This is a genomic window from Gilliamella sp. Pra-s60, from assembly GCF_009795755.1.
Classification (GTDB): Bacteria; Pseudomonadota; Gammaproteobacteria; order Enterobacterales; family Orbaceae; genus Gilliamella.
Map to the genome: position 1 here is coordinate 57890 of NZ_WTFA01000003.1, position 11742 is coordinate 69631.

The window sequence follows — 11742 nt, forward strand, 5'->3', positions numbered from 1 at the left end:
ATGTTATTGTAAAATTAGCGTGTTATCTAAAATTGCTATTAGATTTTACACGCTCCACCTTCACAGCCACCCTCACTATCAGCAAGTGCAATATCACCTTGAAGATCTTCGGCACCATCACGGGTATTATGATAATAGAGTGTTTTTACCCCAAATTTATAAGCTGTTAGTAAATCAGCTAATAGTTGTTTCATTGGCACTTTATCATTCGGAAATTTGGTTGGATCATAATTGGTATTGGCCGAAATAGATTGGTCAATAAACTTTTGCATTATGCCAACTAAGTGTAAATAACCTGTGTTATTTGGAATTTGCCAAAGCAATTCATAAAAGTTTTTAAGATGATTATAATCAGGAACGACTTGTCTTAAAATGCCGTCTTTAGATGCCTTGACACTCACAAAACCTCGTGGTGGTTCAATGCCATTAGTTGCATTTGAAATTTGTGATGATGTTTCTGATGGCATTAAAGCTGATAGTGTTGAATTGCGTAAACCATGAGTTTTAATGGATTCACGGAGTGACTCCCAGTCATAATGCAATGGCTCTTTAGTAATGGTATCTAAATCTTTTTTATATGTATCAATTGGTAAAATGCCTTGCGAATACGTTGTCTCATTAAATAATGGACAAGCGCCTTTTTCTTTGGCTAAGTTATTTGATGCTTTTAGTAAATAATATTGCATTGCTTCAAAGGTGCGGTGTGTTAGATTATTGGCACTACCGTCGGAATATTTCACACCATGTTTAGCTAAATAATAGGCATAATTGATAACACCAACCCCCAAAGTACGACGATTAATTGATGAATTTTTAGCTGCAGGTACAGGGTAGTCTTGATAATCAAGTAAGGAATCAAGGGCGCGAACCGTTAAGTCAGCCAATTCCTCAAAATCGTCTAGTGATTCAATTTCACCTAAATTAAAGGCTGATAATGTACATAGCGCAATTTCACCATTTTCATCATTAATATTATAAAGTGGCTTAGTAGGCAATGCGATTTCCATGCATAAATTAGATTGGTGCACTGGCGCAAGTTCAGCATTGAATGGGCTATGTGTATTACAGTGATCAACATTTTGGATATAAATACGTCCTGTTGAAGCACGCTCTTGCATTAATAAGGCAAATAATTCAACCGCTTTAACTTCACGTTTACGAATATTGGCATCTTGCTCATATTGACGATAAAGCGCTTCAAATTTATCTTGATCGGCAAAAAACGCATCATAAAGCCCAGGTACATCAGATGGACTAAATAGAGTAATATTTTCGTTTTTGATTAAACGTTGATACATCAGTTTATTGATTTGTACGCCGTAGTCTAAATGACGAACTCGGTTTTCTTCTACACCGCGGTTATTGCGTAATACGAGCAGGCTTTCCACTTCTAAATGCCAAAGTGGATAAAATACCGTGGCCGCACCGCCTCGAACGCCACCTTGAGAACAAGATTTTACAGCAGTTTGGAAATATTTATAAAATGGAATACAGCCAGTATGGAATGCTTCGCCACCACGAATTGAACTTCCTAACGCTCGAATGCGCCCTGCATTGACCCCAATTCCTGCACGCTGTGATACGTATTTAACAATGGCACTTGCCGTTGCATTAATTGAATCTAAGCTATCATCACACTCAATTAACACGCAAGAACTAAATTGACGGGTAGGGGTACGAACTCCTGCCATAATGGGTGTCGGCAGCGAAATTTTGAAGGTAGAAACCGCATCATAAAAACGTTTGATATAGCTCAATCGAGTCTCTTTCGGGTAATTGGCAAAAAGACAAGCGGCAACTAAAATATATAAAAACTGTGCGCTTTCGTATATCTCACCTGTAACACGATTTTGTACTAAATATTTACCTTCAAGCTGTTTAACAGCAGCGTACGAAAAAGACATATCTCGCCAATGATCAATAATCTTATCCATTTGTTCAAAATCTTCTTGAGTATAATCTTCAAGCAGATGTTTATCGTATCGTTTGCTTGCTACTAATTTCTTAACATGTTCATAAAGTGGCGGTGGTGTAAACTGGTTATAGGCTTTTTTGCGCAAATGGAAAATAGCTAAACGTGCGGCTAAATATTGGTAATCGGGTGTTTCTTGCGAAATAAGATCTGCGGCTGCACGAATAATCGTTTCATGAATATCGGAAGTACGAATACCATCATAAAATTGAATATGAGAACGTAATTCAACTTGTGACACCGAGACATTGTCTAGTCCTTCAGCCGCCCAAGTAATAACTTTGTGGATTTTATCAAGATTGATGGGTTCCTTTTTGCCATCTCGTTTGGTTACTAGTATTGATTTATTCATTCTTTCTATCCAATTGTTTAAATACGTTGGGGAGTATGATAATTGATATTTATCAAAATATACAATATGTAGTACCTATCAATCAAATACGTCACTATATATGGTGTTTTTATTAATCAATAATTGAAATTTATTAATTAAAATCAAGCATTATTGGTTTTAATCACTAACGATATTCTTGCGCAAAAGGGAGGTTGTCTTTGTTGTAAGGGATTTGATAATAATTTAGCGGTTAAGTTTTTTGATAAATAAAGTGTTGATTAAAAGAAAATAAAAACTTCAATAAAATCAATACCTTTCCTGACGGTTTTTTATAATCAATAATAAAACCGATTTCTTATTGTGATTATTTTTTATCCTTATAACGTTGAATAGAACTTGCTTGGTTTTGAGCCTCTAGCCATGCTAATTTATCGGTGTAATTCTTCTCTGCACCACGAGGTGTTGGATGGTAGTATTTTGTGTCGGCCATTTCTTTCGGGAAGTAGTTTTCACCTGCGGCAAACGCGTTGGGTTCGTCGTGGGCGTAGCGATATTCAGCGCCGTAGCCGAGTTTTTGCATTAAGTTAGTTGGTGCGTTACGCAGATGCTCAGGGACATCGTAATCGGGTTTGGATTGAGCGTCACTCATTGCTTGTTTAAAAGCAAGGTAAACGGCATTACTTTTTGGTGCGCAAGCAAGGTAGATAATCGCTTGTGCAATTGCGCGTTCACCTTCGGCAGGACCTACGCGGGTAAAGCAGTCCCACGCAGATAGCGCCACTTGCATGGCTCTGGGATCGGCATTACCGACATCTTCTGAGGCAATGGCTAATAACCGACGAGCAACATAAAGCGGATCACCACCAGCCGAGATTATCCTTGCATACCAATAAAGTGCAGCATCGGGAGCGGATCCTCGAATCGATTTATGGACGGCTGAAATTAAATCGTAAAAACGGTCTCCTTGGTTATCAAACCTAGCACTTCGTTCACCCATGACTTCTTTTAGTAGTTCGGGTGTTAATGCCTGACCATCAGACATATCGACCAATAGTTCAAGTGTATTAAGCGCACGCCTTGCATCGCCACCGACAAATTCGGCAATCTGTTTTTTGGTTTCTTCAGGAAGTTGGATATTTTGATTACCGTAACCACGGTTTGGCTCGTCCATTGCTTGCTGTAAAATTTGCTCAATATCGTGTTGAGTTAATGACTTAAGCAGATACACTCGTGCGCGCGATAGTAAGGCTGAATTGAGTTCAAATGATGGGTTTTCAGTCGTAGCGCCAATAAACGTTACCGTACCGTTTTCAACATACGGTAAAAAGGCATCTTGTTGACTTTTATTAAAGCGGTGAACTTCGTCGACAAACAAAATAGTACGAACACCAGCTTGTTGGTTGATTTTTGCCCTTTCAATCGCTTCGCGAATGTCTTTAATGCCTGATGTCACGGCAGATACTCGCTCAACTTTTGCATTTGCATGGTGAGCAATAATTTCGGCCAATGTTGTTTTGCCTGTACCTGGTGGTCCCCAAAGAATCATTGAGTGTAAATTACCTGCTTCAATGGCTTTTGGGAGTGGTTTGTTTTCACCTAACAAATGAGTTTGCCCTATGTATTCTGATAAGGTTCTAGGGCGCATTCTGGCCGCTAATGGTTTAAATTCATCGGTAGTAAATTCAAAAGACATACTTGGCATGGCAGGTCATTATCCAAATTGGCAAATTGAATCTATTATATACTCGTTATTTAATAAGTGAAAAAAGAAAAGAAAATATCTTTTACCATTAGAATAAAAACGGTAATATTTTAAACTAATTTAGTTATTGGACTTTATTTAAGTTGTTAGATGAAACGTAAGGATTGGGCATGAAGAAGTGTTTATTGTTAATTGGATTGTTGGCAAGTTTATCAGTATGGGCTGGTGATAAAGAAGTATTGCAACAACGTTTAGATAAAATTGAAGGGTTTTATGCTAGTTTTTCTCAAAATGTAAAAACGGCAGACAATCAACCCGTGCAGGAAGGTAAGGGGGATTTGTGGGTTAATCGACCTTATTATTTTAATTGGACAATGAATGAACCAGACCAAACCTCAATCATTTCTGATGGCAAAAATATGTGGGTATATACCCCTGCAGTTGAGCAAGTGAGCGTGATGGACTTAAAAAAAGCGGTAGATAATCGCTTAATGTTACTTATTACAGATAGTCATAACCCAATTTGGAATGTTTATCAAGTAACGCGTAAACAAGATTCCTTTACACTCAAACCAACGGATGGATCTAATCAAGATTTTATTATTTCGGTATTACCTACGGGGATGATTTCTAACTTTACGATTATTGAAGAAGATGGCCAACGCAGTTTTTATGACTTGTCTCGACAAAAATTAGGTAAAGTATCACTAGATAAGTTCCAATTTACGCCGCCATCAGGTGTGATGATTGATGATCAGCGTTAGTATGCTGTTTAATTGTTAACTTACTTCAAGCTCAACGGGTGTTAAGTTGCATGTCAATAACACCAATTGAGCAAGAAAGGTCTATTTGAAAAATTTATTTATCTTAGTGATTTTATGATCGATTAGGAAGATATTTACTCATAGTTATCTTTATTGATACTGATGACTGGATTATCCGAAAATAGATAGTGATCGAGTTTGGTCTCAAAATCTTTACTTGCGGCATCAAATAGCATTTTTTTTGTATTTTCTAAATGTTGCCACATTGCCAATTTGGCGGCCTTAGGGTCACGATTAATTAATGCTTCTAGTATTTTGTCATGTTCATCCCACCAACTATCAATATCTTGCTCAGGAACATGCTCATGTAATTTTTTCCACAAAGGATTTAGGGTTCGTTGTTGCCATGCTTCTTGAACAATAGTTGTAAGAGCTGTATTTCGAGTTATCATCGCAATTTGCGTATGGAATTTTAAATCCCAATCAGAGTCTCTATAATGGTCTTCTTTATGTGCATTATGTTGAATTTCAAGAAGTTTTGCTATATCATCTTTGGTAATTTGTGTTGCAGCAAATTCTGCTATATTACTTTCAATAAGTTGACGGGCTTGTAATAGTTCAAATGGTCCTGTTGTCGAAAAATTTAAACCTTGTGACGTTGTTAAAATATTGGTTTGTATACTATTTGAGATAACATGAATACCTGATCCTTTTCTAGCATCAACAAAACCTTCAACTTCAAGCATTATAATTGCTTCTCTGACAACAGAACGACTGACTTTAAGTTCTTCACAAATTAACCTTTCTGATGGTAATTTACAACCGACTGGATAAGTACCATCAATAATTCGTTTTTTTAATTCTGTTGCAATAACTTGGTAAAGTCGTTGATATTCATTTTGTTCTTGAACCATGGTGATTTTTATCTAACTCCTGAACTTATCATTATTTTAAAATAACATCTAATCGAATAGAGTTAAATAATATTGTTCTATTTTTTTCGATTCAAGATGCTCTCCTCACAAAGATAGCCTACAAGTAGTAATTTTATCACATGATTTGTGAATGTTAATTCTGTGATGTATGTCAACTTTTTTAGTTATCATACATGTTAATATAATTCCAGAATTACCATATTAGGAGTATTAATATGTACAAAAAAATTAAAAATTTACGATGGTATATGATAGCTTTAGTAACGGTAGGAACAATCTTAGGTTATCTTACACGAAATTCGATAGCAGTGGCGGCTCCAGTCTTGAATGAAGTAATGGGTCTGACAACTAAACAATATTCATATGTCGTTGCAGCATATTCAGCATGTTATACTATTATGCAACCAGTGGCAGGATATATTTTGGATCTATTAGGTACACGGATTGGATATGCTGTTTTTGCCTTATTATGGTCTGTATTTTGTATCAGTACTGCATTTTCAGGTAGTTGGATTGGGCTTGCATTTGCTCGTGGTGCTGTAGGCGCAACTGAAGCTGCTATGATTCCTGCTGGTTTAAAAGCAACTAGTGAATGGTTTCCTGCAAAAGAAAGATCAATTGCGGTTGGTTGGTTTAATTTGGGGTCATCATTTGGTGCTATGATTGCTCCCCCATTAGTTGCATGGGCTATTTGGTTCCATAGTTGGCAATGGGCATTTGTATTATGTGGTTTATTAAGTTTTATTTGGGGTATTTTCTGGTTCATACTTTATCGTCACCCAACTAAACAAAAATATTTAACTGAAGAAGAAAAAAAATATATTTTATCTGGCCAAGAGATAAGCCATCAAACTTCTAATGTTGAAAAACTACCAGCGCGTAAAATTCTTACTAGTCGACGTTTTTGGGGGATAGCATTGCCAAGATTTTTAGCTGAACCAGCTTGGGGAACGTTTAATGCTTGGATTCCTTTATTTATGTTTACTGCCTATGATTTTGATTTAAAACATATAGCAATATTTGCATGGATGCCAATGCTATTTGCTGATATTGGGTGTGTACTTGGTGGGTATATGTCTCCATTCTTTCAAAAACGTTTTAATGTTAGTTTGATTAATTCTCGTAAATTAGTGGTCACTGTTGGTTCAGTATTGATGATCGCTCCTGGTTTAATTGGTTTATTCTCAAGCCCTTATGTTGCTATCTTCTTATTTTGTATAGGAGGGTTTGCCCATCAAACATTATCTGGTGCTTTAATTACCTTATCATCTGATGTTTTTGGTCGAAATGAAGTAGCGACAGCAAATGGTTTTACAGGTATGGCTGCATGGTTAGCAAGTACAATTTTTGCGTTAATAGTTGGTGCCTTAGCTGATACCGTTGGTTTTAGTCCGCTATTTATCATTTTAACGTGTCTTGATCTTTTAGCTGCTGTTGCAGTATGGACAATTTTAAAAACACCGACAACTAACGAACAATAATTAATTTGATTAAATATGATATTAACTTGTGTAATTAAATAGTTAATATTACAAAATTGTGGAGAAACAAATGCATTTTTTAACTGAAGATTTTTTATTAGATACTGAATTTTCTCGTCAACTTTATCATAACTATGCTGCTGAGCAGCCGATTTTTGACTATCACTGTCATTTACCTCCTGAGCAAATTGCTCAAGATTATCAATTTAAAAACTTGTATGACATCTGGTTGAAAGGTGATCATTATAAGTGGCGAGCAATGCGGACTAATGGTGTTGCTGAAAAGTTTTGTACAGGTACAGACGTAGATGATTTTGAAAAATTTAAGGCTTGGGCTGAAACTGTACCACACACAATTGGTAATCCTTTATATCATTGGACTCACTTAGAGCTTCGCCGACCATTTGGTATTGATAATATTTTATTATCTCCATCAACTGCCGAAACGATTTGGAATAAATGTAATGCAATGCTAGAAACCAAAGCGTTTTCTGCTCGTAGCATTATGAAAAAAATGAATGTCAAAATGGTTGGCACTACTGACGATCCTATTGATGATTTAGTTCATCATAAAACAATTGCACAAGATAGCTCATTTGATATCAAAGTATTACCAAGTTGGCGCCCAGATAAAGCATTTAATATTGATTCCGAATTTTTTGTTACTTACTTAGACAAACTATCTGCGGCTGCCGATATGGCGATTTCGAGTTTTCATGTACTTTGTCAAGCGTTATCAAAACGAATGGATCATTTTGAACAACATGGTTGTAAAGTATCTGACCACGCTTTAGATACAGTTGTGTATGAAGAGGCTTCAGAAAAAGAATTGGATGCTATCTTAACTAAGCGATTATCTGGCGCTGTATTAAGTGCTAAAGAAACAGCGCAATTCAAAACAGCCGTACTTATCTTTTTAGGTAGCGAATATAACAAACGCGGTTGGGTACAACAATATCATATTGGTGCACTACGTAATAATAATTCAAGAATGTTCAACCTGATGGGCGCTGATGTAGGCTTTGATTCAATTAACGATTCACCAATTGCCCAACCGCTATCACGACTACTAGATGCACAAGCAAAACAAAATGCATTACCTAAAACAATACTCTATTGTTTAAATCCTTCTGATAATGAAATTCTAGGTACGATGATAGGTAATTTTCAAGGAGAAGGTATTCGTGGAAAAATGCAATTTGGTTCAGGATGGTGGTTTAACGATCAGAAAGACGGCATGATTCGTCAAATGACCCAACTAGCTCAACTTGGCTTATTAAGTCGTTTCGTTGGTATGTTGACTGATAGCCGTAGTTTTCTTTCTTATACTCGACATGAATATTTTAGACGCATTTTATGCCGCATGATCGGACGTTGGGTTGAAGATGGAGAAGCGCCTCGTGATATTGAGTTATTAGGTCAAATGGTTAAAAACATTAGTTTTGATAATGCTAAAAACTATTTTGGTATTGAACTAAGTTAAAAATTAACTAGTTAAAAGATTAATAAAAAAGAGTTATGTTCATGAAAACATTAAATAGAGAAAATTTTCCTGGTGCAAAATATACCACACGAGTTGTTCAGTTTGGTGAAGGTAATTTTTTACGTGCATTCTTAGATTGGCAATTAGATATCCTTAATGAAAAAACAGATCTTGATGCCGGCGTTGTCATTGTTCGCCCATTAAATACAGATTTTCCACCACCGTTAAATATCCAAGATGGGTTATATACTACCCTGATTCGTGGTTTAAATGAAAAAAACGAAGCAGTAAAAGAATTTAGGTTAATTCGATCAGTCAATAACGAGATAAATGTTTATACTCAGTATGATCAATATCTTGAATTGGCGAAAGATCCTAATATTCAATTTGTTTTTTCTAACACTACTGAAGCCGGTATCAGTTATGTAGAAAGTGATAAACTTACTGACAAACCTGCTACAAGCTACCCAGCAAAATTAACGGCTTTCTTATATGAAAGATTCGTCTATTTTTCTGGTAGTAAAGAAAGTGGACTAATCATTATTCCTTGTGAATTAATTGATTATAATGGTGATGCCCTTAAAAAATTGGTACTTAATTATGCTAAACAATGGCAGTTATCAGATAAATTTATTTCATGGATCGAAAATGATAACTTATTTTGTTCAACATTAGTCGATAGAATTGTACCGGGTTATCCAAAAACGCAAATTGCGGAACTTGAATCAGAATTAGGATATAAAGATAATTTCATTGATTCAGCCGAGTACTTCTATTTATTTGTTATTCAAGGACCACAATGGTTAGCTGAAAAACTTTGTTTAGATAAGTGCGATATTAATATCAAAATTGTTGATGATATCAAACCATATAAAGAGCGAAAAGTAGCTATTTTAAACGGTGCACATACAGCATTAGTGCCTGTTGCTTACCTTGCAGGGATTGACACAGTGGGTGAATCAATGAATGATCCCCAAATCTTATCTTACCTTAAAGATACGATTTTTGATGAAATAATTCCTGTTTTAAATTTACCTCATCAAGAATTGGTTGATTTTGCTCAATCAGTCATTAACCGTTTTAAAAATCCATTTATTGAACACCAATTAATGTCAATAGCTTTAAATAGCATGACAAAATTCAAAACTCGCATCTTGCCTCAATTAATCGCATATCAAAAAGAGAAAGGCATGTTACCTAAACATTTAGTGTTCTCTTTTGCTGCTTTAATTGCCTTTTATCGAGGTATACGTAACAACCAAAGTTATCCGTTACAAGATGATGCCATTTGGTTAGAGCGTTTTGATTTAGGTTGGAAAAATATAGCTGAAGGTAAATGGACATTAGCACAATTGGTTGACGTTGTATTAAGTGATAATTCACATTGGGAATGTGATTTATTAACTATTCCTCAATTATCCCAAACAATAACACAATATTTAACGGTTATTACTCAAGAGGGTATGCGTCAGGCAATTGAAAAATGTGTTATGTGTAGCAAATAAAATGAGCAATGTAATGATTAAATTTATAAAAATAAACAATAAAGATAATGTTGGTGTCGCATTATCAGATTTAGAAGCGCATGAAGCCAATATTGTGGTTGATGGCCATAATATTGATTTACAACAACCAATCAAACAAGGGCATAAATTTGCTCTTAAAGACTTTGAGCAAGGCGAAAACGTTATTAAATATGGACTACCAATAGGGCATGCAACTTGCCCTATTAAAGTTGGCGAACACATTCATTCACAAAATTTAAAAACTAATTTAAGTGATATTAATGATTACCAATATCAACCTAATTTGTCAAAAAATGAGTCATTACACGAAATTCCAGACAAAGAAGTTCAAATTTACCGTCGTAAAAATGGTGAAGTAGGTATTCGTAATGAGTTATGGATTATACCAACGGTAACTTGTATTAATGGCATTGCACAGCAAATTGTTAAACAGTTTTGTGAAGAGCTTAATAATCAATTAGAAATTGATGGTATCACCGTATTGGAACATCCTTACGGATGCTCTCAATTAGGGCAAGATCACAATAATACCAAAATTATTTTACAAGATTTAGTTAAACACCCTAATGCTGGAGCCGTGTTAGTCATTGGGTTAGGTTGTGAAAATAACCAGATAGCGGAGTTTAAAGCTGATTTGGGAGAATACGATGCGTCTCGAGTCAGATTTCTTGTTGCACAACAAGAAGTAGACGAAGTTGAATCAGCTTTAAATCACCTAAGAGAACTTTACGCCATTATGAAAAATGATAAGCGTGAATTAGGTCATTTAAGTGAATTGAAATTTGGCCTAGAGTGCGGAGGTTCAGATGGCTTTTCTGGTATTACTGCCAACCCAATGCTCGGTTTATTTTCTGATTATATTATTGCACATGGTGGAACAAGTGTACTTACTGAAGTACCAGAAATGTTTGGTGCTGAAAATATTCTAATGTCGCACTGTGTTGATGAGTCTACCTTTGACAAAACAGTGCATATGATTAATGATTTTAAACAATATTTTATTTCAAACAATCAACCTATCTACGAAAACCCTTCTCCAGGTAATAAAGAAGGTGGGATCACCACACTTGAAGAAAAATCACTAGGTTGCACCCAAAAAGCAGGGGGAAGCGAGGTGATTGATGTCCTTAAATATGGACAAATGTTAACAAAACACGGTCTTAATTTACTCAGCGCCCCAGGTAATGATGCGGTTGCGACTGGCGCTTTATCTGCAGCGGGTTGTCATATGGTGTTATTTACAACAGGTAGAGGAACACCTTATGGCGGAGTTGTACCTACTGTCAAAATTGCGACTAACAGTCAATTAGCAGATAAAAAAGTCAATTGGATTGATTTCAATGCTGGAAAACTCATCCAAGGCGTTTCAATGAAATCATTATTAATTGAATTCATTGAACACATCGTTCTTATTGCTAACGGAAAGAAAACATGCAATGAAAAAAATAATTTCAGGAATTTGGCCATTCTAAAAAGTGGCGTAACCCTCTAAAAATAATTATTCATTTAATTGTTAATAATGTCATTAAGTCGTTTCGACTTAAT

General features: G+C 35.6%; 8 protein-coding genes. 5 read left to right on the forward strand and 3 right to left on the reverse strand.

The genetic code is table 11. From position 1 onward, the window contains the following. Window positions 1-38 precede the first annotated feature (38 nt). Both nrdA and GQ596_RS03325 read right to left on the reverse strand, forming a co-directional pair. The gene (gene nrdA / locus GQ596_RS03320) at window positions 39-2324 is read right to left on the reverse strand and encodes a class 1a ribonucleoside-diphosphate reductase subunit alpha (protein WP_160400267.1); all 2286 of its coding nucleotides are present in this window, start codon (window positions 2322-2324) and stop codon (window positions 39-41) included. Between the two features lie 346 nt (window positions 2325-2670). Further along, a complete protein-coding gene (locus GQ596_RS03325; protein WP_370516480.1) occupies window positions 2671-3999 on the reverse strand; it encodes a replication-associated recombination protein A in 1329 nt (442 codons plus the stop codon). Window positions 4000-4178: 179 nt separating this feature from the next. Here GQ596_RS03325 and lolA point away from each other — a divergent pair, with 179 nt between their 5' ends. Further along, window positions 4179-4772: an outer membrane lipoprotein chaperone LolA gene (gene lolA / locus GQ596_RS03330; protein ID WP_160400269.1), complete on the forward strand. Its 594-nt coding sequence runs from the start codon at window positions 4179-4181 to the stop codon at window positions 4770-4772. Between the two features lie 134 nt (window positions 4773-4906). On the opposite strand, the gene exuR is transcribed toward lolA, so the two are convergent. Then, a complete protein-coding gene (gene exuR, locus GQ596_RS03335) occupies window positions 4907-5686 on the reverse strand; it encodes a transcriptional regulator ExuR (RefSeq protein WP_160400270.1) in 780 nt (259 codons plus the stop codon). A 236-nt stretch (window positions 5687-5922) separates the two neighbouring features. Here exuR and GQ596_RS03340 point away from each other — a divergent pair, with 236 nt between their 5' ends. From GQ596_RS03340 to GQ596_RS03355, 4 genes are all read left to right on the forward strand, one after another. Further along, on the forward strand, window positions 5923-7188 hold the full coding sequence (locus GQ596_RS03340; protein WP_160400271.1) for an MFS transporter: 1266 nt from the start codon (window positions 5923-5925) through the stop codon (window positions 7186-7188). A gap of 70 nt (window positions 7189-7258) precedes the next feature. After that, entirely contained in the window at window positions 7259-8671 is a 1413-nt protein-coding gene (uxaC, locus tag GQ596_RS03345) for a glucuronate isomerase (protein WP_160400272.1), read from the forward strand. A gap of 41 nt (window positions 8672-8712) precedes the next feature. Further along, the gene (locus GQ596_RS03350; RefSeq protein ID WP_160400273.1) at window positions 8713-10176 is read left to right on the forward strand and encodes a tagaturonate reductase; all 1464 of its coding nucleotides are present in this window, start codon (window positions 8713-8715) and stop codon (window positions 10174-10176) included. Between the two features lie 13 nt (window positions 10177-10189). After that, window positions 10190-11689 (forward strand): UxaA family hydrolase, encoded by a 1500-nt coding sequence (locus tag GQ596_RS03355; protein WP_160400274.1) that lies wholly within the window; start codon window positions 10190-10192, stop codon window positions 11687-11689. Window positions 11690-11742: the final 53 nt, after the last annotated feature.